This window comes from Parasphingorhabdus sp. (assembly GCF_039982395.1).
In the GTDB taxonomy this organism is placed as follows: Bacteria; Pseudomonadota; Alphaproteobacteria; order Sphingomonadales; family Sphingomonadaceae; genus Parasphingorhabdus.
Map to the genome: position 1 here is coordinate 114,929 of NZ_JBDWYO010000003.1, position 23,028 is coordinate 137,956.

General features: G+C 51.3%; 27 protein-coding genes. 11 read left to right on the forward strand and 16 right to left on the reverse strand.

Annotation, left to right across the window (positions count from 1 at the left end; all coding sequences use genetic code 11):
* Positions 1–81: 81 nt before the first annotated feature.
* The 8 genes from ABJV08_RS07140 to ABJV08_RS07175 form a co-directional block, all read right to left on the reverse strand.
* Positions 82–246 carry a lasso RiPP family leader peptide-containing protein gene (locus tag ABJV08_RS07140; protein ID WP_348040442.1) on the reverse strand — a complete coding sequence of 55 codons (165 nt, stop codon included), beginning with the start codon at positions 244–246 and terminating at the stop codon, positions 82–84.
* Positions 247–344: 98 nt separating this feature from the next.
* The gene (locus tag ABJV08_RS07145; RefSeq protein ID WP_348040444.1) at positions 345–2,225 is read right to left on the reverse strand and encodes an asparagine synthase-related protein; all 1,881 of its coding nucleotides are present in this window, start codon (positions 2,223–2,225) and stop codon (positions 345–347) included.
* A complete protein-coding gene (locus ABJV08_RS07150) occupies positions 2,222–2,638 on the reverse strand; it encodes a lasso peptide biosynthesis B2 protein (protein ID WP_348040446.1) in 417 nt (138 codons plus the stop codon). Before ABJV08_RS07150 ends, ABJV08_RS07145 begins: the two co-directional genes overlap by 4 nt.
* 6 nt (positions 2,639–2,644) lie before the next feature.
* Positions 2,645–3,190 (reverse strand): 2OG-Fe(II) oxygenase, encoded by a 546-nt coding sequence (locus ABJV08_RS07155; RefSeq protein ID WP_348040448.1) that lies wholly within the window; start codon positions 3,188–3,190, stop codon positions 2,645–2,647.
* 47 nt (positions 3,191–3,237) lie between these two features.
* On the reverse strand, positions 3,238–3,555 hold the full coding sequence (locus ABJV08_RS07160; RefSeq protein WP_348040450.1) for a PqqD family protein: 318 nt from the start codon (positions 3,553–3,555) through the stop codon (positions 3,238–3,240).
* Between the two features lie 258 nt (positions 3,556–3,813).
* Positions 3,814–4,422: a DUF1826 domain-containing protein gene (locus tag ABJV08_RS07165; RefSeq protein ID WP_348040452.1), complete on the reverse strand. Its 609-nt coding sequence runs from the start codon at positions 4,420–4,422 to the stop codon at positions 3,814–3,816.
* A complete protein-coding gene (locus tag ABJV08_RS07170) occupies positions 4,419–5,654 on the reverse strand; it encodes a GTP-binding protein (RefSeq protein WP_348040454.1) in 1,236 nt (411 codons plus the stop codon). Before ABJV08_RS07170 ends, ABJV08_RS07165 begins: the two co-directional genes overlap by 4 nt.
* Before the next feature lie 138 nt (positions 5,655–5,792).
* Positions 5,793–6,083, reverse strand: a complete 291-nt coding sequence (locus ABJV08_RS07175; RefSeq protein ID WP_348040456.1) for a hypothetical protein — start codon at positions 6,081–6,083, stop codon at positions 5,793–5,795.
* Between the two features lie 53 nt (positions 6,084–6,136).
* Between ABJV08_RS07175 and ABJV08_RS07180 the strand changes: the two genes are divergently transcribed.
* From ABJV08_RS07180 to ABJV08_RS07200, 5 genes are all read left to right on the forward strand, one after another.
* Entirely contained in the window at positions 6,137–6,514 is a 378-nt protein-coding gene (locus ABJV08_RS07180; protein WP_348040458.1) for a hypothetical protein, read from the forward strand.
* 253 nt (positions 6,515–6,767) lie between these two features.
* Positions 6,768–7,013, forward strand: a complete 246-nt coding sequence (locus ABJV08_RS07185; RefSeq protein ID WP_348040460.1) for a hypothetical protein — start codon at positions 6,768–6,770, stop codon at positions 7,011–7,013.
* A 64-nt stretch (positions 7,014–7,077) separates the two neighbouring features.
* A complete protein-coding gene (locus ABJV08_RS07190) occupies positions 7,078–7,671 on the forward strand; it encodes an ATP-binding cassette domain-containing protein (protein ID WP_348040462.1) in 594 nt (197 codons plus the stop codon).
* Positions 7,672–7,674: 3 nt separating this feature from the next.
* Positions 7,675–8,940, forward strand: coding sequence for an ABC transporter permease (locus ABJV08_RS07195; RefSeq protein WP_348040464.1), 1,266 nt, complete (start codon positions 7,675–7,677; stop codon positions 8,938–8,940).
* A gap of 101 nt (positions 8,941–9,041) precedes the next feature.
* Positions 9,042–9,446: a DUF3299 domain-containing protein gene (locus ABJV08_RS07200; protein WP_348040466.1), complete on the forward strand. Its 405-nt coding sequence runs from the start codon at positions 9,042–9,044 to the stop codon at positions 9,444–9,446.
* A gap of 315 nt (positions 9,447–9,761) precedes the next feature.
* On the opposite strand, the gene ABJV08_RS07205 is transcribed toward ABJV08_RS07200, so the two are convergent.
* The gene (locus ABJV08_RS07205) at positions 9,762–10,445 is read right to left on the reverse strand and encodes an SDR family NAD(P)-dependent oxidoreductase (protein ID WP_348040467.1); all 684 of its coding nucleotides are present in this window, start codon (positions 10,443–10,445) and stop codon (positions 9,762–9,764) included.
* An 826-nt stretch (positions 10,446–11,271) separates the two neighbouring features.
* Here ABJV08_RS07205 and manD point away from each other — a divergent pair.
* Genes manD through ABJV08_RS07220 form a run of 3 tightly spaced genes read left to right on the forward strand, consistent with a single transcriptional unit; the run spans position 11,272 to position 15,441 of the window.
* Positions 11,272–12,489 (forward strand): D-mannonate dehydratase ManD, encoded by a 1,218-nt coding sequence (gene manD / locus ABJV08_RS07210; protein WP_348040469.1) that lies wholly within the window; start codon positions 11,272–11,274, stop codon positions 12,487–12,489.
* A 34-nt stretch (positions 12,490–12,523) separates the two neighbouring features.
* Positions 12,524–13,666: a Gfo/Idh/MocA family oxidoreductase gene (locus ABJV08_RS07215; RefSeq protein ID WP_348040471.1), complete on the forward strand. Its 1,143-nt coding sequence runs from the start codon at positions 12,524–12,526 to the stop codon at positions 13,664–13,666.
* An 8-nt stretch (positions 13,667–13,674) separates the two neighbouring features.
* Complete coding sequence (locus ABJV08_RS07220) at positions 13,675–15,441, forward strand: hypothetical protein (protein WP_348040473.1); 1,767 nt, start codon at positions 13,675–13,677, stop codon at positions 15,439–15,441.
* Here the strand turns inward: ABJV08_RS07220 and ABJV08_RS07225 are convergent.
* From ABJV08_RS07225 to ABJV08_RS07255, 7 genes are all read right to left on the reverse strand, one after another.
* A complete protein-coding gene (locus ABJV08_RS07225; protein WP_348040475.1) occupies positions 15,422–16,285 on the reverse strand; it encodes a hypothetical protein in 864 nt (287 codons plus the stop codon). The two genes, ABJV08_RS07220 and ABJV08_RS07225, sit on opposite strands and share 20 nt — an antisense overlap.
* Positions 16,286–16,391: 106 nt before the next feature.
* A complete protein-coding gene (locus ABJV08_RS07230; RefSeq protein ID WP_348040477.1) occupies positions 16,392–16,727 on the reverse strand; it encodes a hypothetical protein in 336 nt (111 codons plus the stop codon).
* A gap of 133 nt (positions 16,728–16,860) precedes the next feature.
* Positions 16,861–17,463 carry a hypothetical protein gene (locus ABJV08_RS07235; protein WP_348040479.1) on the reverse strand — a complete coding sequence of 201 codons (603 nt, stop codon included), beginning with the start codon at positions 17,461–17,463 and terminating at the stop codon, positions 16,861–16,863.
* Positions 17,464–17,686: 223 nt separating this feature from the next.
* Positions 17,687–18,064 (reverse strand): hypothetical protein, encoded by a 378-nt coding sequence (locus ABJV08_RS07240; RefSeq protein ID WP_348040481.1) that lies wholly within the window; start codon positions 18,062–18,064, stop codon positions 17,687–17,689.
* 78 nt (positions 18,065–18,142) lie between these two features.
* Positions 18,143–18,442, reverse strand: coding sequence for a hypothetical protein (locus ABJV08_RS07245; RefSeq protein WP_348040483.1), 300 nt, complete (start codon positions 18,440–18,442; stop codon positions 18,143–18,145).
* A gap of 104 nt (positions 18,443–18,546) precedes the next feature.
* Positions 18,547–18,894 carry a hypothetical protein gene (locus ABJV08_RS07250; protein WP_348040485.1) on the reverse strand — a complete coding sequence of 116 codons (348 nt, stop codon included), beginning with the start codon at positions 18,892–18,894 and terminating at the stop codon, positions 18,547–18,549.
* Between the two features lie 92 nt (positions 18,895–18,986).
* Entirely contained in the window at positions 18,987–19,421 is a 435-nt protein-coding gene (locus tag ABJV08_RS07255; protein ID WP_348040487.1) for an aldehyde-activating protein, read from the reverse strand.
* A gap of 449 nt (positions 19,422–19,870) precedes the next feature.
* On the opposite strand from ABJV08_RS07255, the gene ABJV08_RS07260 reads away from it, so the two are divergent.
* From ABJV08_RS07260 to ABJV08_RS07270, 3 genes are all read left to right on the forward strand, one after another.
* Positions 19,871–20,443, forward strand: a complete 573-nt coding sequence (locus ABJV08_RS07260) for a hypothetical protein (protein ID WP_348040489.1) — start codon at positions 19,871–19,873, stop codon at positions 20,441–20,443.
* 182 nt (positions 20,444–20,625) lie between these two features.
* Positions 20,626–22,419: a gamma-glutamyltransferase gene (ggt, locus tag ABJV08_RS07265; RefSeq protein WP_348040491.1), complete on the forward strand. Its 1,794-nt coding sequence runs from the start codon at positions 20,626–20,628 to the stop codon at positions 22,417–22,419.
* A gap of 45 nt (positions 22,420–22,464) precedes the next feature.
* Positions 22,465–23,010, forward strand: a complete 546-nt coding sequence (locus ABJV08_RS07270) for a DsrE family protein (protein ID WP_348040493.1) — start codon at positions 22,465–22,467, stop codon at positions 23,008–23,010.
* Positions 23,011–23,028: the final 18 nt, after the last annotated feature.

Consider the following 23,028-nt stretch of genomic DNA (forward strand, 5'->3'; position numbering starts at 1 on the left):
TGTCTGCCTTCGTCATATCAACACTATAGAAAAAGAGGTACTGGCTCCAATAGCCAATGCCTCTTCAAACTTTATCATAGACTAGCTGATGTAAGAACTGGGCGTATCACCGCCATCAAAGCCCACGCCAGAAGCATCGGTTTTAGTCAATTCGCTGACAGGGCCATAATCGACCAAATGTGGAGCGCTATAGGCGATCGTTACAGATTCTTCACTTTTTTCAGACGAAATGTTCGTTTTAGACATGATGTTTATTCCTTATCGTTTGTGTGGGTGAAGATGACCTAAGGGCTAAGATCAACGAAAGGGCCTGGCCCCGATGTTTTTCTTGAATAACATTGCTCCTACTTTCGGAGTTTATAATTTTGCAATCTTGCTTCGCTGCCCTTCAGATATTCTTGGAGACTGTCAAACCTTGTTAGCCAGTGATTCAATGTAGATACCCTAACTATGCTGCTTGTGTCTCCATCCGTCAATCTTTTTGGACCGTCAATCCCATCCAAAAACGGCTTAATATCAACAAACTCATTAATAGCTCCCTCACTAGGAATTAATTTTGCCCAATCGGGGGCCCCGCCTTGTTCTACCTTGGCGCTAAGCGGGTTGCTTGGAAGCCCCGTTTTCGGTCGCTCCAATACGTCTTTTGGAAGTCGCCCCTCCATGATCGCACGTAGAAGATATTTGCGGCACAACCATGGATAAGGCGGTACGGTTTGGAACCATTCCACCATACGTTTGTCGAAAAATGGGAATCGAACTTTTACCGGCAAAGAGGAAAAGGACGGGCTATGCCATTCAAAAATACGTCTCCATAACGGGTGCGTCCCCATTTCGATTCTGGCATCGCGATTGAGGTCGGCACTACCGCCATATTTCCGATATTGATCGGCTAGGCCATTGCGTGCCGCAAATTCATCATTCAACCAACCCGGCAAAGGCAAACTTTGCATCCCGCCTCTCTTCTTCTTCGAGGGACGCATCCAAGCTGGCAGCATTTGCGAAGGCGGCCGGCCATGAACTTTCATGTGAAGCACGGCATCGGTAATATGAGCGCCGAATTGACCTGACTTCCTAAGGTCCGACCAATAGCCAACCATAGGCGAAAGCAAAGGATCTCCGCCATATCCGGCAAAAAAGCTGCTGCTTTTGCTTGCGCTATCCGCGAAAATTTTGAACCGCGGCGACTCTCGCTGTGCAAAACTGGGTTCGGGCGGTAAATCGGCAATGCCGTCAATATCGTTGGCAAGCACCCTATCCTTGCCATTAAAAACGCGGAGAGGAATGTTCAGTTTTTGCGCAATTGCTTCAGCATAGGGCTGCTCAAGGTTTGGCCGACCGATCGGCGGAGCATGTGTATAAGCGTTAACGTCATTTGCCCCACCCTCATTTCTTAACTCAGCAAGCATTGCCGTAATTGATGTTGAATCCATCCCGCCGCTGAGATGCGTTCCGATCGAATCTGTGCGCATTCTATCCGCAACGGATTGTTTGAAAAGACTGCCAAACTCCTCCAGATATTGCGCCTGTGTCCGCCTTTTGTAATCAGGTTTTGGTACCGACCAATATTGCTGCATGCGCATAGTATCTTGATTCACGATGATGCTATGCCCGGCAGGTAGCTTTTTAATGTCGCGGAAACTGGTGCTATCCGGCGTGAAATTCAGACGGAACATTAAGTAATCGCCAATCGCCTGTTCATTCAAAACATTCGATATTTGTGGATGCGCGCGTATCGCTGTCAGATTATTGCTGACCAGAAAGCCACCCCGGACTTGAGCAGAATAGAGTGGGGAAACGCCCATGTGATCAGTTGCGCAAAAAAGCTGTTTTTGCTTTTCGTCCCACAATATGAATGCAAAATCGCCGATCAGATGCTCAAGGCAATCCGCGCCCCAAACCGCATAAGCATGCAATATCAGATGGTCATCGGTCACCGATTGGCTGACAGTCACGTCTTTACTGTGCAATTTGGCGATTAATTCGACGCGTCCGTCAATACGCGCATCCGCCGTGAGCCATGTTTTACCGTCCAGTGTCGATGGCTGTGCTTCATGTTCAGATTCGCGTGTCGTCTTAAGCAACGTGTGGCCAAGGGCAACGGAGCCATTTTGCCAATAAGCCTGATCATCTGGGCCTTGACGCTCAAGCAGGAACAGCATGTCGGCAAAAACCTGCTCTTCTATATGTCTGCCATCTTGGCGAAAATACCCACAAATGCCGCTCATGTCATGTCTTTCGGTTGGTGGAATTCCGCAATGGACTTATATTTCTCGCGAACCTGCTGATCGGCATTGAGCACCAACCCTTCATATTCGAGCCAAGCGTGAGCGCGAAACATCTTCTTTTTGCGTACACCGATGTTAAGCGTTGCGTGCAACCCCCGCCGTTCAAGTTGCCACCAGAAGACCAAGGAGCGCGCGAGGCATTTGCCTTTTATCGGCATGATCCTCCTAGCGCGTTTCAACCCGGAAAGATGGCTCTTCACTTCGGTTTCAGCGGCCTCTAACTGGCGCGAAGCTGGAAGGGCAATGGCGTTTAGCATCCGCCATGTCATCTTTAGCCCCCATACCCGGATACCGATTTCGGTCAACGGCACCATCAGGATATATTGCAATATGGTGATACGGGATACGTGCATGAGCGTTTATGCCTGCGCGTCTAAAAACCGTGAGACGATTGCATAGCGCTCGCCGGACAAAACAGGCGTGATTTCATGTATCAGATGCGCGGGATAGGCAACAAGCATGCCTCGTTTTCCGCACAGATCAACGCCCCTATTTTCCCAATCAGGCCGGTCAATCAATCCATATATTTTCAGCATCCCACCGCTATAACTGCCATCTGCAGGTTCATCGGTCTGGTCATTCAGATAAATGCTCATATTAACCCTGCGGCCTAGCTGATTGTCGCGGTGCGGCGCAAAGAAATGCCCTTCGCGGTACAGTAAGAATTTGGACGCTTCGAACCGTTTGTTGAAGCTCTCTTTGAAATGCTGCTCAAGTTCAGGCTGCAGTTTTCGTATTTTATCGTCGACCATTTCTTTGATTGTTGCGGGCACATCAGCAAAATACGACTGCCGCTTGACGGCGTCGAGACTGCTTTCCTGTGCGCTGTCACTATACAAACCTGCTTCGCTCAGTTCCCCCTGCCGTATAGCTTTGCATATTTCCTGACAATGATCTGCGCTCAAGAAATCCGGATCAATATACACCCCCAATTTTTGGAGCAATATTGCGCTCAACTGTCAGCCTCATGAAAAGTCAGCAAGCCTGCATTGTTAAGCTCAACCACGAAGACGCCTAGGTCTTTTTTCAACGTGTCGGCATCCACATTGTCATAGGCAGCGACGGCGCGGGCTAAAGCTTTATCGACATCGCCTTCTTCTTTCAGCCATGTCCAGAAATTTATGCCGTTCCGGTCTAACCCGTAATAGCGCTCATTGTTGATGTTCAATATCACCGCTTCATCACCCATATCTTCGAGCAATGCATTTTCGGAAATGGTCAGTTTTCCCGATGGCGCCGCACCATTTGTTTCGTTGGATTCTGCAGTCATTTGATACTCTTTGATCAAGCCAATAGCCTTACTCGGTTCGCACTATGGGTGGGGATAGCGAGTGTCAAGCGGTAGAGCGCAGCGACACCCGGCAGAGCTTTTTGCATTTCGCGATAACGTGTGATTTCGAATGGGGGAGCGTTGTCATAATCCATGATGTTTCTCTTGTTGCCAGGCCTTGCAGAGTGTTGAGCATATAGTCACGAGCCAGAGTGATCGAATAGCAGGCAAGACTCCAGTCTCAACCTTAAGTCGTAGCTAAACCACATCCTTCAAACGTGCCGGATTGATCACCAGCATCAACCGTTCCTCACCAGTCCCTTCAATGGGCGGGGAGCGGTGAATGGCGGGTGCGTGTGATGACCAGAGTCGGCCTTTGAACAAGGCAACATCACCGGTTTGCATCTGCTGAATATTGCCTGGATCGTTGCTATCGCGCCCGTCGCTATCAAGCCATTGCGTACCCTGACCCAGATAGGTGGTTATCAGGCGGGCCGTGACATAGTCGGTATGGAACTTCCTGCAGGCATTTGTGGTGACATGTTCGAGTCTGATCTCGACACATTGGGTTTCCATAACCTCGGCGAAGCGATGGACGAGTGCTACAATATCGCTGTGCAGGATATCGCGCGGATCGCCTTTCTGATGACCAGCTTCATCAAGCGTGTCATGAAGCACGTCATGCAACTCATCCATATTTGCGGTAAACCGGATGTCAGCTATGCCTTCCAGCGTCAGTTTCGTCAGACCGTCCGGCAGCTCTCGCTCCCACAGGGCGATTGATACACTTTCATCGCGGATTCCATCAAGAGCTTCTGCATTGTCAGCAATGAGCGCGATCGAACGCTCTTTCAGCTCCGCGCTCATTCGGCCTGCTCCAATGCAGGTTGCGGGGTTGCCCAGGCGGGGAACGGATCGGCGAGCGTTGTCCATTGGTCTGGCGTAAATGTATTGCTCTCAATCAGACAGCCGTCCAGCTCGCGCCGGATGCGCCCTTCATCCATATTGATGCCTATGAACACCAGCTCCTGTCGCCGGTCACCCCATATTGGATCCCAGTGCTTCAGAACAAATTCTTCAAACGAACCGTCTTCGGGCCATTGACTCTTCGGAACGGCCGCCCACCAGCGGCCCAAGCGCGCCGTAATTGTTTGGCTGCCGGCGACAGCGAGCTCTCCTAAAAAATTGGGGCGGGTGGCTAACCAGAAATGCCCTTTTGCCCGGATAACATTATCGAGGCCATTTTGTGTCAGAAACTTATAAAAGCGCGAAGGATCAAATGGTCGGCGGGCGCGATAGACAAAATTCTCTACGCCATATTCTTCTGTTTCAGGGCGGTGGTCGGCATATCCATATAGTTCCTTGGCCCATAGCGGGTGCGTTTCCGCCTTCTCATCGTCGAACATGCCCGTGTCCAAAATCTGATCAAGGTCAACCTTCGCATAATCCGCCTCAACAATCTTGGCATCGGCGTTGAGCGAGGCAACGACCTTTTTGACGATAGCCAGCTGTTCCGCCGATACTTCACTCACTTTGTTGACGATGATGACATCGGCAAATTCAATCTGTTCCGTCAACAGGCTTACCAGACGGCGATCATCACCTTCACCAGCTGTTTCTCCGCGGTCTGCAAGGAAATCATGGCTGGAATAATCATTCAGAAGATTAACTGCATCGACCACAGTAACCATGCAATCAAGTCGGGCAGCATCGCCGAGGCATTGTCCATCCTCGTCACGAAACGAAAAGGTGGCTGCGACCGGCAATGGCTCTGATACGCCCGTGCTTTCAATGACCAGATAGTCGAAGCGGCCTTCCTCGGACAGCTTGCGCACCTCAAGCAGCAAATCATCACGTAACGTGCAGCAGATGCAGCCATTGGTCATTTCAACCAGTGTTTCTTCGGACCGCGACAAGGCCGCTTCTCCGCCGCGCACCAGATCGGCGTCGATATTCACTTCGGACATATCGTTCACGATCACCGCGACCCGTTTGCCATCACGATTGCCGAGAATGTGGTTTAAAAGCGTTGTCTTGCCGGCTCCCAAAAAGCCGGAAAGGACAGTCACTGGCAAGCGCCTGCTGGAATCTGCAATCATAGAATTGAATCCTTGCGAATCATGTTATGTTGTATCATATCATTGATGATCTAATTTCTAATCATAACAACTGCAAGGAAAATTCAAGCTGTGCGGTCACAATATATTAACCGGCTTGAGAGTTCGGCCATGTTTCTGTCAGGTCTTTGTCTCTTGCATTGTCTGGGTCTCCCGCTGCTCTTGATATTGCTTCCCGCTTTGGCTTCTTTCATAGCCTTGCCGGAAGAATTCCATCTTTTTGCCGTGTTGCTGGCCTTGCCCGTAAGCTTGCTGGCGCTTGCAATAGGTGCGCGGCAACACAAATCGATCGTGCCATTGGCAGTAGGTATTTTTGGGCTGCTGTTCCTCGCTGTTGCCCTTACCGAGAAATTTCATAGCGATGAAATCATCCTCACCGTGATTGGCGCCTCCGGTCTGCTGTTTGCCCATATCAATAACTGGAGGCGTCGCTCGCGATGCTTGGCCAGTGGCGGTGTTTGAAAATGACGCGCCGGAAAGCCTTTGTCATAGATGAGCAGGTCTGGAAAATTCTCAACGACAGCAAATTGCCGATCGGTGCATATCAGATTGCTAATATGCTGCCCAAGGTGGCAGCAACTCAAGTCTATCGGGTTCTGGAACGCTTTGTCTCGACTGGCAAAGCAAAACGGATCGTTGCACGCAATGCCTTCGTGGCAGCATCGCCCAAAACCGATTTGATAGTCATCTGCGGCAAATGTGGCGAATTTGAACTGATTGAATGTCCCGATACTATCCTGGAATTGGCAGAGCTTTGCGACAAACAAAGCTTCGACATCTCTGAAATCTTCCTCGAAACGACCGGAACATGCCGAGAGTGCCGCGAGCAAAGAGAGACATGATCGGATTTACCTTATCGAATTACACTTGGATTATTATTAGAGATGTTGTATCATATCATCTATGAGTAAGAGCAGAAAAATTTGCACAGTTTTGATTCTGTCTTTGGCAACAGTGAGCGCTGGCGCTCCGGCATATGCTTGCAGTCTTGATGGGGGATACGGCATGCATCGGTTCAACCCTTTTCAAGCCGGCTCCCATGACAGCAGCAATTCATGGGGTGCCAGTCTTAGCCAAGACAGAAACAGGTCTCCCATGCTGAGAGCGATTGCGGCAGATGAACCGCGTGCAGAGGAAGAACCTGCCGAAGAAACGTGGACTGATAGCCTGAACGCGGAGGAACAGGCGATTGTTTCTCCGGAAAGTCCCATTGGTCGACGCGATGACGAAAACGGACTGAATCAAGGCTCAGAGCAGGAGGATAGGCAGGACGACGAGCAGCAAAGCCTAGCATCGACCGCAACCAGCAATCCAGCAATCGACAGGACGATGTTTCACTAGATCCATGTTACTTGAAATTGAAAACCTTCATTACACAATTAATGGAAAGCCGCTGTTTTCAGGCTTGAATCTCTCGATAGAGGAGCAGGATCATCATCTCCTCGTGGGCCGCTCAGGGTCGGGAAAGACAACCCTCATCAATCTAATCTGCGGGCTGCTGTCGCCGGAAAATGGCAGGATCAAGGTAGCAGGCCATGATATTGCCGCCACTTCCGAAAGCGGTCGCGATACAATCCGGCGCGAGTATATTGGGATCGTCTTCCAGACGTTACGGCTCGTCTCTGCCCTGGATTTGTCGGCCAACCTATTGCTTGCTCAACGCCTGTCGCGGGGAAAGACGGATAAGCCACTTATCGCGTCCCTGCTGGAGAGGCTCGGCATTGCGAACCGCGCACAAGCGAAACCCCATCAGATGAGCCAAGGCGAAGCGCAGCGGGCAGCGATTGCGAGAGCATTGGTGACCCGGCCTCGGTTGCTTATTGCCGACGAGCCGACATCGGCGCTCGATGAAGGCAATGCGATGCAGGTTGCGGACCTTCTGTTTGAATGTGCAAAGGACTATGGTGTTACGTTGCTGGTCGCCACCCATGATGAACGGCTGAGCTCGCGGTTTCCAAGTCGCATCGCCCTGACCGATCTTATGTTGAAGGTGGGCTGATCGATGTTGGGACTAGCTATTGCCTATTTGCGAGATCGCGGTCTCACCACCTCGCTCAATGTCTTGTTGCTTGGTATTTCTGTCGCGATGCTGGTCTTGCTTGTGCAATTGGGCAGCCAGCTTTCCAGCCGTCTTGACCGTGATGCGCAAGGCATTGATCTGGTTGTAGGTGCGAAGGGTTCTCCGCTGCAACTCATCCTTTCCAGCATCTTTCACATTGACCAGCCGACCGGCAATATCCCGCTCGACAGCCTTGATATGCTGCGGAAGAATCCGGCTGTAAAAGCCGCCATTCCGTTGGCGCTGGGCGATAATTTCAATGGCTACCGAATTGTCGGGACGGATCCATCCTATGTGTCTTTCTACGGTATCAAAATTGCTCAAGGTAGAATGTTTGATAAGCCAATGGATGCAGTTCTGGGCGCCGCAGTAGCAAGAACAACTGGAGCGCAAATCGGCCAGCAATTTGTTGGCAGCCATGGGCTAGAAACGGAAGACGGGGACGGTCAGGAGCACGACCACGCCCCATTCGAGACAGTTGGAATCTTAGCGCCTACGGGCACAGTCGCAGACCGTCTAATATTCACGTCTGTGGAGAGCGTCTGGGATGTTCACGGCATCGTACATGATCATAGAGATCATGAGGAAACCGAGGACGGTCATGATCATCCGGGCGACCATGAAACGGATGACCCGGGTCTGGCGGCTCATGAGGGTTTGCAACCGGAACTAACCGCCATATTGGTAAGCTATCGTAACGCCGCGGGAGCGATCCGTATTCCTGCTATGATCAATCGCCAGACCGAAATGCAGGCTGCCACTCCAGCGGTGGAAACGGCTCGTTTGCTCGCCCTGTTTGGTGCGGGAATAGACGGCGCGCGAATATTCGCTTGGATACTTGCGGCCACCGGCGGTCTCGCGATTTTCATTGCGCTGTTGAACATGGCCCGTGCGCGTGAGGCTGATCTTGCATTGTTGCGGGTAATGGGAGCGAGCAAGGCTCAGGTCTTTGGTACGATTTTACTGGAAGGCCTGATAACAGCGGCAGCCGGAGCGGTCTTTGGGATCGCAGCCGCACACATGACGCTGTTTGTTGCCAGTCGCAGTTTCCAGACGCTTGGCGATCTTGGGTTAAGTGCAACACAATTCCTTCCCGCTGAAATCGGTATCATAACGGCTGTTCTGCTAATTGGTATTGTCGCAGCGCTCATTCCCGCGGCCCGTATTTTTCGCATCAATCTGGCGACTACCCTCGCTCGAACATCATGAGGTTATCCATGAGAATTTTTCAGGTTATTGCCCTCGCATCAGCGCTTGTCCTGACCGCTCAGCCGGTGCCAGCGGCCATGCAAGATGGCGGGAAGGCTCCCGTGAAAGATGTCTGGAAACCGGCGAGGACCCCGAAAGGCGGAATATCGTGGACCATCCTGCAGGCGACAAGAGAGAAAACGCGAAAGGGCAAGGACGGGTATATTTATTCAAAACCGCTGTTTACACCTGCCGTCAGGTCACTGGCTGGGAAGCGCATCAAAGTGGCCGGCTGGATGATGCCATTGGACAAGGGAGTGCGGCAAAAAAGGTTTGTGTTGCTCGCTTATCCGCCAGGATGTCCCTTCCATTTTCACGCAATGCCCAATCAGTTTATCGAAGTTTTGGCCGATATTCCCTTTCCTACTGATGAAAGAAAGACACATGTGGTCAGCGGCGTGCTTGAACTTACGGGTCAAGACGAAAGCGGAATTTTCTATCGGTTAAAAGCGGCTAGTCCTTCATAGATCGAACTGGTCAAGCTAGTGTCCGCTTTCGGGATGTTGCCGCCACAAAAGCGCGCACTAGGCACTAGGCTGTTGCCTGTGATGATTGCGAACGCCCCCAATACCAAGAGATCGGCTTACAAAGTCAACAAATCACGCTAGGCGGCCTTTTCTGCGAACAGCGCGCCGGCACCCGCTATGTTCCGCTGCTCCAAAGCCGCAGCAAAGACCGCCAGCTATTGATGAACGTTCAAAGCGATTGTCTGCGCACCTGCCATTGGGCCTCATGTATCGAGAAGCGTTTCCCCTTCAAAGGGATTGATTGCGTTGCAAGCCCTAAAGCGGATGAGCCTCCCCGTTCCAGCGCTTGAATTCGCCGGTTTCTTCGAGCGTCCATGCATCCGCAACGGCGCGCACGCCCTTGGCACTCTCTTCCGGCGTGATTTCTGCACCGGGGCCGCCCATATCAGTTTGCACATATCCCGGATGAATCAGGCCGACGACAACGCCGCGATCTTTCAGGTCAATGGCCACCGAGCGCATCATACGATTGAGACCGGCTTTGGCGGCACCATATGCGTAGAAGCCCCCATAAGGCCACCAGGATGCAGCAAGTTGACTGGAGAGATTCATCACCTTTGCTCCCGGTTCCATTTGCGGCAACAAAGCCTGCAAGACCCGCAGCGGCGCCATCAGAAGAATGTTCAGAACATCATTCCAGGCCGTCCAATCGGATTTTTCCAGTTCCGGCGTGAAGGGGCCGACATTGCCGGCCACATTGTATAAAACGTCTACTTTGTCTGTGACCTGCGCAGCCGCTTCCTTGACCGATGCATCGACCCCGACATCCATTTTGACGGGGATGATGAGATCCTGATATTGGGCAACCATCGCATGGAGCGCTTCGGCACCATCCGGATTGCGCAGAAAAGCATAGACCTTGTCGCCCTGCTCGGCGTGTTGCCGCGTCAACTCCAAACCAATACCACGTCCCGCACCCGTTATTGCAACTACCGCCATTTGTTCCGCTCCCAAAATTTGAAGCTCTGACTAACCTGTGGCTGATTGTGAAAATACTGATGATTATGGCAGTCAGGCCCACCGATTTTGCGGGAGTGCTTTTGGCTCTGCCAGTCCTCATTGGATATCGCCGCCCAACTGCTATAGCCTGATCAACCGATCATCGACTTTCAGGAGAGCAGGATCATGGCAATTTCAGACTCCGACTTGCGGGCCATTTTCGCAAATCCGACTTGAGCCCGTCCGATCATTTCATGGTTGCCTCCAGACTGATCGGATAGCTCAAACAAGGGGGCTGGCTTCCCGTTGAGCCAGCCCCCTGATACCAAATGTCATGAACTGCTAATGTCCGCTACATCCCGAAAGCGGACACTGGAATAGGCTAGGAGTCGATGTAGGAATCGATGCAGTCCACGATTCTGGAAATGAACCAGCAAAACACATAAACCAATCCTCCCATTGCAAGAATAGCAAGCGCCAAAAGAAACTTGTCCCAATCATTATCACGGATCGAGATCGCGATAAAAAATATTCCGATAATGTTAAAGAAAATGAAACCTTGGCGCATGCCTTTATCAATTTCGGAAACCCATTTGTCTTTACGGTTGCGTTTCATTTTTGAGCTTTTGCACAGTCCATGCACGCTGTATCTTACGGCCTCGGTAAAAAAGCAAATTTGTAAACACATTAAAACGACTTGCGTCCGCTATATCCCGAAAGCAGACACAAGATTACGCGCTGAGAGTAATATCTATACAGGCTAGTCTGAATTGGTTAGGTTATTTTGTAAGCCAAATTACCAGTCCAATTAGAGCGAGTCATCAAATTGAAGATTAGTGAAATCAAAGTGCTTGTTACGTGCCCGGGCAGGAACTTTGTCACTGTCAAGATCGTGACGGACGCGGGCGTATACGGGCTAGGTGATGCGACGATCAATGGACGCGAACAAGCCGTTATAGCCTGCTTGAATGAGCATGTCGTGCCATGCCTCATTGACCGCGATCCGCAAGATATCGAGGATATCTGGCAATATCTCTATCGTGGGGTCTATTGGCGGCGGGGCCCGATTGGTATGGCAGCAATCGCTGCAATTGATATGGCGCTCTGGGACATCAAGGGCAAGATTGCGGGACTTCCGGTTTATCAACTACTCGGTGGACGAAGCCGAAAGTCAGTGACGCTTTATGCGCATGCTAACGGTGAAACTATTGACGAGACGTTGGAGAATGCGGCTGCCCTGATGGATCAGGGTTTCAAAGCGATCCGCTTGCAATCGGCAATTCCCGGATTGCCGGTTACTTATGGTGTGCTGGGCGAACAGAAAGACTATTTCGAACTACAAGGCAACCGACCGTTGCCGCCCGAAGAAGAGTGGTCGACGAAGAAATATTACAAGCTGGTTGTGGAGCTGTTCAAAAAGGCGCGGGAGAAGTTTGGCCCTGACGTTCATCTGCTCCACGATGTGCATAGCCGACTGACTCCCATTGAGGCGGCGCGACTGAGCAAGCTGCTCGAGCCCTATGATCTTATGTTCCTCGAAGATGCCTGCATCGCCGAGAACCAGGATAGCTTCAAACTAGTTCGCAACCATACAGTTACACCACTCGCGATTGGTGAGACGTTTAACAGCATCTGGGATTGCAAGGAGCTGATCCAAAACCAATGGATCGATTATATCCGCGCTGCTGCCACCCACGCCGGCGGAATTACCGGACTGCGCCGGATCATCGATTTTGCCGCCATCCATGATGTGAAATCCGCTCCGCATGGCGCGCCCGATCTATCGCCGATCTGTTTCGCAGCGCATATGCATCTCGATTCATGGGCACCCAATTTCGGCATTCAGGAATATTCGGGCGCTGTGAACGAGCAGACTGCGAAAATCTTCAAACATGCGCATGAGGTGAACGACGGCACGGCCTTTGTCAGTGATGCACCGGGGCTCGGCGTCGATTTTGATGAAGAAGCTGCTGCTGAATATCCATATAAGCGATCCTATCTGCCGGTCAGCCGACTGGAAGATGGAACGATGTGGCACTGGTAGTTGAAACGCGGCAAACGGAGGGGGATGCAATAGAATGAGCGAGAAATTACGCGTGCTGATCCACGGTTCGGGCTTTGCGGGTCAGGGACATGCCGAAGCATTTCGCTATGCCGGGGCAGAAGTGGTCGGAATTGTCGGTCGTACGGAAAGCGTTGTGCAGGATTTGGCTGCAGAAATGGCCATACCGTACGCGGGGACAGATTGGGACCAGGCGCTTGGAGATTGCCAGCCCGATATCGTTTCTATCGGTACCCCGGGTGGTGCGCATTTCGAAGCAATCAAGAAGGCGATTGCGCAAGGTTGCCATGTGTTTTGCGACAAGCCGATGACGGTTGATGGCGATACGGCAGAGGAACTGTACCGGCTAGCAAGCGAGAAAGGCGTGAAAACCGCCTATGCCGCAAGCTTTCGCTATATGCCGCACGTGTTGTTTGCAAAGCGTCTTGTTGCCGAGGGTGCAATTGGCGAGCCGCAAGAAGTCGAGTGCATCTCGCATTTCAATCTGGAGAAAGACATTCCGTTCGGCTGGTCGCATCGCGCAGAAGAAGGCGGAGGGCGGCTCAACAATAATTTCACGCACAAATTGTCGATTGTGACATCGGTCGTTGGCGAGAAAATTCTCGCGCTGAAAGCCGAGGTCCGCGATGATCTCGGTAAGGCCCCGATTGTCAAAGGCGTGCATAATTTCAAAACCCGCCGCGACCATATCCCCGACAACCTTGACGACCCCGATCTGGAATGGGGTGAGTCTAATGTCGAGTGGAGCTACACAGTGCTGGCGAAGCTCGAGAGTGAATTGGCTAGCAAGCCTGTCTCCGTTCTATTTCGTCACGGCGGGCTGCATCCCCGTATCCATGATGACCATGTTGTATTCTATGGCAGCAAAGGCGCGATCTATCTCAAGGGCCATTATGGCAGCGGGCCGTTGTATCACTATGGTAAGGACAAGGAGTGGCGAGAGCTTCATCTGCCCGATGATATTGCCGCCGATGTTCCCGATGTAGACGGAGATACCGAGCGCAACTGGCGATACCTGATCCGCGAATTTGTGAATGACATTCAGGGCGAGAACGTGGCCCCCTATCAGACGTTCCGCGAAGGCAGCCTGTATCAGCGGCTGATCGATGTGATCCGCGAGGATGATAGCTGGATCGACGTCACGCGGTTTCAGGATTAGCGCGCGCGATGTTCTATGAATATATCGTCATCGCCGGTTATTTCGCGCTGGTTGTCGGTATAGGGTTTGCCTTCAAGAAAATGGCCGCGAAATCGACCAGCGATTATTTCCGCGGCGGTGGGCGGATGTTGTGGTGGATGGTCGGATCGACTGCCTTCATGATGCAATTTTCGGCATGGACCTTCACCGGAGCGGCCGGGAAAGCGTTCACCGATGGCTTTGCGGTAAGTCTCGTTTTCTTCGCTAACACCTTCGCCTATTTTTGCGGTTGGGCCTATTTTGCGCACAGGTTCAGGCAGATGCGTGTGGATACGCCCACGCAAGCGATCCGCAGACGATTTGGTGGTCAAAATGAACTATTCTTCTCAGTTGCGCTGATCATTTTCAGCTATATCAACGCTGGTATCTGGCTCAACGCCTTGGGTGTTTTCTCCAGCGCGGTTTTCGAAGCCGATATTGTCGTCACTATTGTTGCTGCAGGGCTGGCCGTGTTATTTGTTTCCGTGCTGTCGGGCGCCTGGGGTGTGGTCGCGTCGGATTTCGTTCAGACATTGGTGGTGGCGATTGTGTCAGTTGCCTGCGCGATTGTCGCGCTGGTGAAAGTCGGTGGGCCGGTGGAACTTGTTACCAATTTTCCGACCGATTTCGTCATGGGGCCGGATATGAATTACCCGCTGCTGCTTGTCGGAACATTTGTCTTCTTTCTGGCGAAGCAGATGATCACCATCATGAACATGCACGATAGCTTCCGCTTTCTGAATGCGCGGGATTCGGTCAATGCCCGAAAAGCGTCGCTGTTCGCGATGGTCCTGATGGGGATCGGCAGCATCATCTGGTTTATCCCGCCCTGGGCTTCGGCGATCCTGTATCCTGATGCGGCGGCGGCCTATTCCAGTCTCGGCAACAAGGCCGCCGATGCGGTCTATCTGGTATTCGCCCGCAATGCGATGCCGCTGGGCACAGTCGGCCTGTTGCTCGCCGGTCTGTTCGCCGCATCCATGTCTTCAATGGACTCGGCGCTCAACAAAAACGCCGGCATTGTTGTGCGAAGCCTCTATCAGCCGTTCCTTACAAAGCGCGGAAAAGAGGTCAGCGACGCCCACCTGCTGCGCGTCAGCATGATCTTCAGTTTCTTTAGCGGTTTGATCGTCATTGCGATGGCGTTGTTCTTCAAATCGCTAAAGGAATTCAGCCTGTTCGATCTGATGATGTCGATCTCCGCGATGATACAAGTACCGATTTTGATCCCGCTAATCCTTGGACTGATTATAAAACGAATACCGCGCTGGGCGCCTTGGGTCACGGTATTGGTTGGTCTATTTGTGTCATGGTTTATGTTCAACGCGTCGGCGGCAGACTATGTCGCGAACTGGTTGGAATTGGGCGAACTGACGGGCCGCGAAACAACAGACATGAATTTATTGCTAACCCTCGCTGCTCAGGTTTTTGTGACGGCCGGTTTCTTCTGCTCCACGATCCTCTTCTATCAAGAAAAAAGCGACAATTACCGGCAGAAAACAGAAGCGTTTTTCGCCGATCTGGAAACACCGGTTGTCGCCGATTCAGAACAGGATGGTTATGACCGGCAGCAACGGCAAAAGTTGGGTTCGATGGTGATGTATATGGGAGCCGGATTGTTTTTGATGATGCTAATTCCCAATCCCGGATGGGGTCGGCTGATGTTCGGGATATGTGCGATTGTGATATTGACTATCGGCTGGTTGCTGAGGCGCGGGGCGCGCGATCGCAAAGAACCTATTCCAGAACCCGCCTGATCTCCCGGTCAACCACCGCATAATCCATCGATTCTACAAACCCGATGGAGAACTTCTGCGGCTCGGTTAAGAACTTTTCCTTCCCGCTCCGTCCAAAGGCGAACACGGTCATCGGTTCGCGATTGGCATAGTCGTCGGGCTGTGCGTCATCTCCATGGTTCAGCATATAGAGCATGCGCGCCGATTGCGGATCGCCAAAGGCCATCCATTCTGGTGCTGGCAGGTCACCTTCGATATCTTCCCTGATACCATGACGCTTGTTGTCGCCGGAGCGGTACCAGAAATCGGCGTCGTCCATCGAACCGCCGGGGACGCCTTCATATTGTATCCAGTATTTATGGCCCGGGCTCACCTTGCTCATCGTGAAGTCGAGGCGGTCAGGATAGAAATCGTATCGGCCCTGCCATTTGCCGTTACCTGATGTGAAGGTGATGCGAACGTGATTCCCGGTTTCGATGTTCACGAACGAGGTAGAGGCATCGGTCCCCGCGTTCATGGCATGAAAAAAGTTACCATCCTGCCGGTGAACGGCATTGGGAAAGCCGCGATATTCGCCGTTGTGGCCGGACCCTGGCTTGCGGTGGAAGCCGATCCAGTCCACACCGTTTGGATCGAGCATACTCGACAATCCACCGCCTGCCTTTTCCAGATAATAGATCGCCGCAGCGGTTGTGATGATATAGCTTTGTACGCCTCCAGCTGACTCGTCGATCCCATGGGCCAGACTTACCAGTTGATCGGATTTTTCGCGCGGTTGGGTTTTGAGTGGCTGCGCAATCTGCACGGCGCATGCGCCGAGCAAAAACATGATAGAGAAAAGTCCCGCGATTGCTGTTTGATACATCCTCGCACATTAACGTCGGTAGGCGGTATTTTCCATATAGTTTTAATTCCCGCTTTTTTCCCAAACCGGACACTAGCGTGTGGCGGCTATATCCCGAAAGCGGACGCTAGCGGTTAGAGACGAACAATTGTCGTTGGGCACCATTTATCGAGAGTGTATCCCAATCAACTTCTTTCCTAGTCTCAGGGATCACATCACGCCGTTCAGCATAGTCGTAAAAAAGTGTGCCGTGAATTCCTAGTGCTTTGCTTTTTAGAATAGGGCGATTCCAAAGAGGAGAAAGAACTTGAGTTGCGTTAGCCTCTCCAAGTCGCTCAACCACATCCTCAATTATCTCCATATCGTGATCGTCCGGAAAGATAGCGAGGAATTCTTCATCGGTTGCTTGAAAGATACTGAATGTTGCGTTTCGTGCGCCGTCCATGATCTGAATGTTCTTCATAATGCAATATGTCCTCGCATTGCTCTGTCCGCTTCATCCCGAAAGCGGACATTAGCTTTGACCTTTTTGGCTGACCGCCGTCGAGAGATTAGCCGACTATTCGGCTTGGAGCGTTAAGAATAATCTACCAAACTTACTCAAGCTCTGATTCCAGCCAATCGGTTATGTTATCCCAAGGCCCGCTTTGTTCCTCAACCTCTATCGTGTCGTTCCCCCGCCCGATTACCGACCCTATAGGGTTCATAAAGTAACCAATCTGGCCACTATCTCCGACATTTCGCGAAGCAAATAGCACCTCATTCTCATGTGGATTTGTATATTCAAACCGCCAGTGGCGTCCACTAGATATATCTAAGGGTGCTCGACGGGAACGATCAAGGAGCGGAGGGTTTTGCGCCATTGAAGTTGGCGTACCATAAATCGATAGATCCAATATATTGCAGCCGTTTAGGTGAGTTAGCAATTTGACGATTGGTCCGGGCAGAGGAAAGTCGTTAACCTGCTGATATGTGCCTAACAGCGCGCGCTTCAGTGGGGGAAAGATTGTAATATTGTAGGCGTGAGTCCCAATGTCCGGTCGATAGCCGGCCAAAAGCGCTCCACTATCCTCTTCCAACCATACTCCTGCTTTCGCGATATTGCTTGCCACCGCTGCAATTGGACTAAGAAAGTCCGGTAAAAGTGCTATTTGATTGGTGGCATCTTCCCAACTTAGCAGTGATTTCTGCCAATCCATTCTACACTCCATCTTCTTTGATCGCCCAAACTATAATGTTGGCTGTTAAGATATGAAACGACCTAAGGCAACGACAGCAAGCGGGGCATTAATCAACCGAGAATTTCTATATCTCTAATGTCCGCTTTTGCGCCCAAAGCGGACATTAGAGCTATGTCTGCTATATCCCGAAAGCGGACGTTAGAATTGTGAATGAAACGTTGATTTATTATGCTCGGCTCGATCAAATATCATCTGGCTCAGGGAATAGATCTTCATGCTCTACTTCCATAGTCGCCCCTTTCAGGAGGCTATTTGCGCATTCGAAATGAGCGTAAATCAATTGTGTAGGCTCAGGGTCAGGGTTTTCGCTCCAGAGGCCCTTTAAGCCGATCTTCAAAGCTGATCCCTTAGTTTTGCTGATACTTTCATTACAATACCAACAAGCATAACTCTCGCCAAGCAAAGTAGTAGCCAAGCTAGAATCAGCATTCACCGTTACGAGCAGGTCAACCAATGCGTCCTGATCACCGGCAGATAAAGCATCATCAAATTTTTCTAATAAACCAGCGACGAAGAGGCGCTCGTTCAAAGTCATTCCATCATAGCGGCTTTTATTCATTCGGCACACGTAGCAAGGCTGCACCTTGCTAACAATGGTACGTATTACCAATGTCCGCTTTTGCGCCCAAAGCGGACACTAGCTTCGATTCACGGAAGCATGCCAGTCGTCGAATCTGGCGGCCAAGTTCATGTAACTATTTACAGAACTATTCGCCGCTACAATTTCACATAAACCAGCCGTCGGAGCATACAACATCGACAGCTTGTCGAAGTCGGCTGTTTCTCTCCTCGCATCTACAATATGCGCATTCAGTTGCGCGAGCAACTCGCCTTGGGATGACCAGTCACTATACATGTCATCGAAATTTAAACTGTTATCTAAAGCCCATTCTTTCGTGTCTTCAAGTATCTGAACAAGTTCTTGATAAGCTTCCATATCGCCTTTTATCAGCGCTGCTTATTCGTGCAACATTTGTTGCGTCCGCTTTTGCGCTCAAAGCGGACATTAGCGTTGTGGCTGCTTCATCCCGAAAGCGGACACTAGCAGCCTTGTTGTTTGTGCTGATCACAATGCTTTTCCAACGCCGCAACAACAATTTCAGCTTCTGGCTTGGTGATCGTTATCCACGCCGGACCGTTCAGATACTTGGCATATTTCGGTTTTGGCGTACTCAATCTTGGTGTTGTGTTCTTTAACGGGAATCCTCGCTCGGCAATTATATCGCAGAAGTCGGCTATCAATCTGCGAGATAGTTCGATTTCATTATCCATGGCGAATTCTTTGGCTGCTTTGTCGATGGTTCCATACACATAGTCGGCACTTTGGTGCCAATAACAGTCGACAAAATCCACAAAAGTTTGATATTTTTCAGCGCGTTTCTTTAACATGTCACGATCAATAACACAGATTATCGCTAACGTCCGCTTTTGCGCCCAAAGCGGACATCAGCTTGGTGGCCGCTTTATCCCGAAAGCGGACACTAGAGAGTATAGTCTTCTCCCAAGATCACTGCTTGGCGTCTGAATCCAAATTCAGCTTCACCAGCCCAGTTCTTACCGTCTGGAAACCTCAACTCAATGCCTGCCAAATCGTTGCTATCGAACAATTTCATGTTAACGCCCATCTGATCATTGCTTCCAACGCTCGCTACATGTTCTGTGGTCAGTATCCAGTGGGTTGTTGAGCCACAATTTTTGCAAAAGTGTATTTCAACCGCTGGTTGCGGATAGTCGCTGCGCGTGTAACTTCCAGTATCGCCTTCGATTTCAACCTCTGACGGTTTAAAATATCCCCAGACGCCGCCACTCTTGCTGCACAGACTACAATTACAATCTTGCATGAATTCTGGTTGGTTAGAGATAGCCACTTTAACAGTGCCGCAATGGCATTTCGTTTCATAACCTTTGATATTCATCGCGCAATCCTTGCCAGAGTTTCAAAGAAAGGTGAGTGTGTGAGCAACACATTTATGTCAATGTCTGCTTCATCCCGAAAGCGGACACTAGAACTGACGATCTACGAATACGTAAGACAACGCGATCATTGCCAATATTATCCCATCAAAAGAGCTCGTTTCCTTGGTGTTTAGATAGCAGCAGAACACAAATATCGATACTGAAATCAAGAAAATGGGTAAGAGAAAAAACCCACTAGTCTGACCATTTGACAGTGATATGAGAACGCAGTTTATTACGATCAATAATGCATACAGCATGGTCTTGTTCATTCGGATATCCTTGGCGCTCAATTGACAATTCTGCAATATCACAAAGTCATACTAGCGTTATGTCTGCTACATCCCGAAAGCGGACATTAGCAACATGGGAACTGGACATGAGATTTGTCGACACGTACCGCTGGTAAATGGACTTTACGAGGCTAAAACGCGCAATCCTCCCAGCAAGTTTGCTATTGGCTCTGTTGCTGTTTGTTTATCGTTGTGTCCCGGAACCGATAAATGACTTGCGAGCCATAGAGGTAACTAGAGTTCCGGCATCAAAGCTGCCCCTAATAGATGACTTGCGGCAATCATTGTTGCAAAGAGGCGAAGCTGTTTGGAAGGTTTCGCTGACGGGTACCTCCAACTGGATACGAGAGGTACAACGGCACGAATTGAACTCATACGCCACTGTCGCGCGCTGTGACGACCGCGACTACAGCGTTCTCAGCTTAGGTCCCTACACGGGAGAAATGGCTGTTACATACTATGGTGATGGTATTCGAGAATACCGCCCCTCATCTAGCAACGTTCAATATGACATCTACTTGCCTGAAAATGGCCGATATCGCTCAGAAGCCGATTTCAACGCACCGATGCCATCTTACGATCTCGGCAAGCAACGCATGACTCTCTGTCTTAAGATTGCCGGTGGCGCGATGCATGGAGCATACAATCGTTCGAACGAAGTTCGCATTGAAGTGGGCCGCAGCCAATAGGTAATTGACCGCTATAATGTCGTATCACAAGATCAGCTGTGCAATATCTAATGTCCGCTTTTGCGCCCAAAGCGGACATTAGCGGCCGTTCCTACTTGATGCAGTAAGCAGACTGTCTAGAGTGCGGCTTTCAGTGGCTTCGCAAATGACGTGGGGCTGCTTTCAGCAGGACGGATGATATCATGCGCAAACTATTCCTTTCCACCCTTGCTTTGGCTGTCGTGTCTGCCAGCCCTGCCGCTGCGGAGGACACCAAACCCGCAGCAGAGGCTCCCACGCTGGCGATCGGCGCAGGCGGACGGCCGGTTGGAGAATCCTGGTCGCGGAGTCCGGTTCATGCGCAGCATGGCATGGCGGCGACTGCCCATCCGCTGGCCAGTCAGGTTGCGATCGATATCCTCAAAAAAGGCGGTTCAGCGGTGGACGCGGCCATTGCCGCCAACGCGGCATTGGGTCTTATGGAACCCACGGGTAACGGGATTGGCGGCGATCTCTTTGCGATCATCTGGGATCCGAAAACGCAAAAGCTCTATGGCCTGAACGGATCGGGAAAAAGTCCGATGGGGACGAGCTATGCGCAGTTTGTGGAACAGCTCGGCGAAAGCAAATCTATTCCGCCTTTTGGTCCGATGCCCGTGACGGTTCCCGGCACGGTTGACGCATGGTTTGAAATGCATGGAAAATTTGGTCAGCTCAGCATGGCCGATATCCTCGCACCGACCATCACCTATGCCAAGGAGGGCCATCCGGTCTCGCCGGTAATTGGCTATTATCTGACAAGAAATCTCAAGCGGTTTGAAGAAAATCTCGAAATGATCGGCGATTTTGACAATGCGCGCGAAACCTATTTCAAAAATGGCCCCACCGCAGCGGGCCAGATTTTCAAGAATCCGGATCTTGGGCAGACTTTGGACAAGATTGCCAAAGGAGGACGCGATGCATTTTATAAGGGTGAAATTGCGCACGTCATGGATGATTATTTCAGGCGGATTGGCGGCAATTTACGCCATGCGGATTTTGCCGCGCACAGCAGCAAATGGATCGAGCCAGGCTGCGTAGACTATCGCAAAGGTTATGAACTATGCGAACTGCCGCCCAATTCTCAGGGTTTCGCGGCGCTGCAAATGGCGAATATTCTCAAAAATGTCGACCTTGCCCAATGGCCGCGAGGCAGCGCGGAAGTGCTACACTATATCACCGAAGCCAAACGACTGGCTTTCGAAGATGTTGCCCGCTTTTATGCCGATCCCGACATCTCCCCTGCCCCGCTCGAGTGGCTGCTGTCTGACGCCTATGGGAAAGAACGTTTCGCTTTGATCAATCCGGCAGAAGCCAGTCCGGAATTTGGACCGGGCGAGCCGAAGCTGGAGGGCGAAGGCGATACGACCTATCTCACGGTCGCTGACAAAGACGGCATGATGGTTTCACTGATCCAATCCAATTACCGGGGCATGGGTAGCGGTCTGGTTGCCGACGGGCTCGGCTTCATGTTTCAGGATCGCGGTGAACTTTATTCGCTCGATCCCGATCACCCCAATGTCTATGCGCCCGGGAAGCGCCCGTTTCAGACAATCATACCGGCCTTCATGAAGAAGGACGGCAAGCCCTATATGTCTTTCGGTCTGATGGGCGGCGGCATGCAGCCGCAGGGCCATGTGCAGGTGATGATCAACATGGTGGACTATGGCATGAACCTGCAAGAAGCCGGCGATGCCGCGCGACTAAACCATGATGGTGGCCGTCAACCGACCCAGGACCTTTCAGGCACAGACGCCAATCTTCTCGGGGTTCTGCATGTGGAACCCGGCATATCCCAAGAGACGATCGAACGGCTGAAAGCCATGGGCCATGATGTCAAAGTCGTCAGCGATGGCGTCATGTTTGGCGGCTATCAAGCCATTGTCCGGGATGCGGAAACCGGCGTTTACACGGGCGCTACGGAGATGCGCAAAGATGGTCAGGCCATTGGCTATTGAACGGCCCCACAATTGCCGGAAGCATCAACACAGACAGGAACCTATATGAAAAGCCCCATTCTCTTTGCCCTTCTTCCTCTTCTGGCCATAGCCCAACCGGCGTCCGCCCAGATGGAAAAATTCAAAACCGGACCGGTTTTTGAAGATTTTGGACCGACCGCTCCGGTCGAAACAGACGTGCCTTTGGCCAAAGATACGGTGTTCAAAATCGCTTTCGACCTGGCCAAGGGCGCTGATCCCGGCAAGCTCAACCGCTCGATCGAAAGTGCCGCCCGCTTCATCAACATGCACGTAGCCGCAGGTGTTCCCGAAAAAAATATCCAGCTCGCGATCGTCGTTCACGGCGGCGCATCTTTCGATCTGACCAAATCGGAATTTTTCGCGACGAAGAAAGACGGGGCAGAAAATGCCAGCGCGGCGGCAATTGCACAATTGCAGAAACATGGTGTCGAATTTTATCTGTGCGGACAGAGCGCTGCCGCTCATGGCATCAGCAATGCCGACCTGTTGCCAGGCGTCAAAATGTCGCTCTCTGCGATGACCAGTCACGCCTTGCTGCAACAGCAAGATTTCACGCTAAATCCCTTCTGACTTGCTAGCAATTGCTTC

What these genes read in the sequence shown, in the direction of transcription:
- ABJV08_RS07270 (WP_348040493.1), top strand. Translation starts at nt 22,465, where the DNA reads ATGAAAAGCCCCATTCTCTTTGCCCTTCTTCCTCTTCTGGCCATAGCC.
- ABJV08_RS07195 (WP_348040464.1), top strand. Translation starts at nt 7,675, where the DNA reads ATGTTGGGACTAGCTATTGCCTATTTGCGAGATCGCGGTCTCACCACC.
- ABJV08_RS07220 (WP_348040473.1), top strand. Translation starts at nt 13,675, where the DNA reads ATGTTCTATGAATATATCGTCATCGCCGGTTATTTCGCGCTGGTTGTC.
- ABJV08_RS07240 (WP_348040481.1), bottom strand. Translation starts at nt 18,064, where the DNA reads ATGAATAAAAGCCGCTATGATGGAATGACTTTGAACGAGCGCCTCTTC.
- ABJV08_RS07170 (WP_348040454.1), bottom strand. Translation starts at nt 5,654, where the DNA reads ATGATTGCAGATTCCAGCAGGCGCTTGCCAGTGACTGTCCTTTCCGGC.
- ABJV08_RS07245 (WP_348040483.1), bottom strand. Translation starts at nt 18,442, where the DNA reads ATGGAAGCTTATCAAGAACTTGTTCAGATACTTGAAGACACGAAAGAA.
- ABJV08_RS07160 (WP_348040450.1), bottom strand. Translation starts at nt 3,555, where the DNA reads ATGACTGCAGAATCCAACGAAACAAATGGTGCGGCGCCATCGGGAAAA.
- ABJV08_RS07185 (WP_348040460.1), top strand. Translation starts at nt 6,768, where the DNA reads ATGCTGAGAGCGATTGCGGCAGATGAACCGCGTGCAGAGGAAGAACCT.
- ABJV08_RS07205 (WP_348040467.1), bottom strand. Translation starts at nt 10,445, where the DNA reads ATGGCGGTAGTTGCAATAACGGGTGCGGGACGTGGTATTGGTTTGGAG.
- ABJV08_RS07140 (WP_348040442.1), bottom strand. Translation starts at nt 246, where the DNA reads ATGTCTAAAACGAACATTTCGTCTGAAAAAAGTGAAGAATCTGTAACG.
- ABJV08_RS07235 (WP_348040479.1), bottom strand. Translation starts at nt 17,463, where the DNA reads ATGGATTGGCAGAAATCACTGCTAAGTTGGGAAGATGCCACCAATCAA.
- ggt (WP_348040491.1), top strand. Translation starts at nt 20,626, where the DNA reads ATGCGCAAACTATTCCTTTCCACCCTTGCTTTGGCTGTCGTGTCTGCC.
- ABJV08_RS07165 (WP_348040452.1), bottom strand. Translation starts at nt 4,422, where the DNA reads ATGAGCGCGGAGCTGAAAGAGCGTTCGATCGCGCTCATTGCTGACAAT.
- ABJV08_RS07175 (WP_348040456.1), bottom strand. Translation starts at nt 6,083, where the DNA reads ATGGGCAAACAGCAGACCGGAGGCGCCAATCACGGTGAGGATGATTTC.
- ABJV08_RS07260 (WP_348040489.1), top strand. Translation starts at nt 19,871, where the DNA reads ATGGACTTTACGAGGCTAAAACGCGCAATCCTCCCAGCAAGTTTGCTA.
- ABJV08_RS07150 (WP_348040446.1), bottom strand. Translation starts at nt 2,638, where the DNA reads ATGCACGTATCCCGTATCACCATATTGCAATATATCCTGATGGTGCCG.
- ABJV08_RS07215 (WP_348040471.1), top strand. Translation starts at nt 12,524, where the DNA reads ATGAGCGAGAAATTACGCGTGCTGATCCACGGTTCGGGCTTTGCGGGT.
- ABJV08_RS07250 (WP_348040485.1), bottom strand. Translation starts at nt 18,894, where the DNA reads ATGTTAAAGAAACGCGCTGAAAAATATCAAACTTTTGTGGATTTTGTC.
- ABJV08_RS07255 (WP_348040487.1), bottom strand. Translation starts at nt 19,421, where the DNA reads ATGAATATCAAAGGTTATGAAACGAAATGCCATTGCGGCACTGTTAAA.
- ABJV08_RS07145 (WP_348040444.1), bottom strand. Translation starts at nt 2,225, where the DNA reads ATGAGCGGCATTTGTGGGTATTTTCGCCAAGATGGCAGACATATAGAA.
- ABJV08_RS07225 (WP_348040475.1), bottom strand. Translation starts at nt 16,285, where the DNA reads ATGTATCAAACAGCAATCGCGGGACTTTTCTCTATCATGTTTTTGCTC.
- ABJV08_RS07180 (WP_348040458.1), top strand. Translation starts at nt 6,137, where the DNA reads ATGACGCGCCGGAAAGCCTTTGTCATAGATGAGCAGGTCTGGAAAATT.
- ABJV08_RS07230 (WP_348040477.1), bottom strand. Translation starts at nt 16,727, where the DNA reads ATGAAGAACATTCAGATCATGGACGGCGCACGAAACGCAACATTCAGT.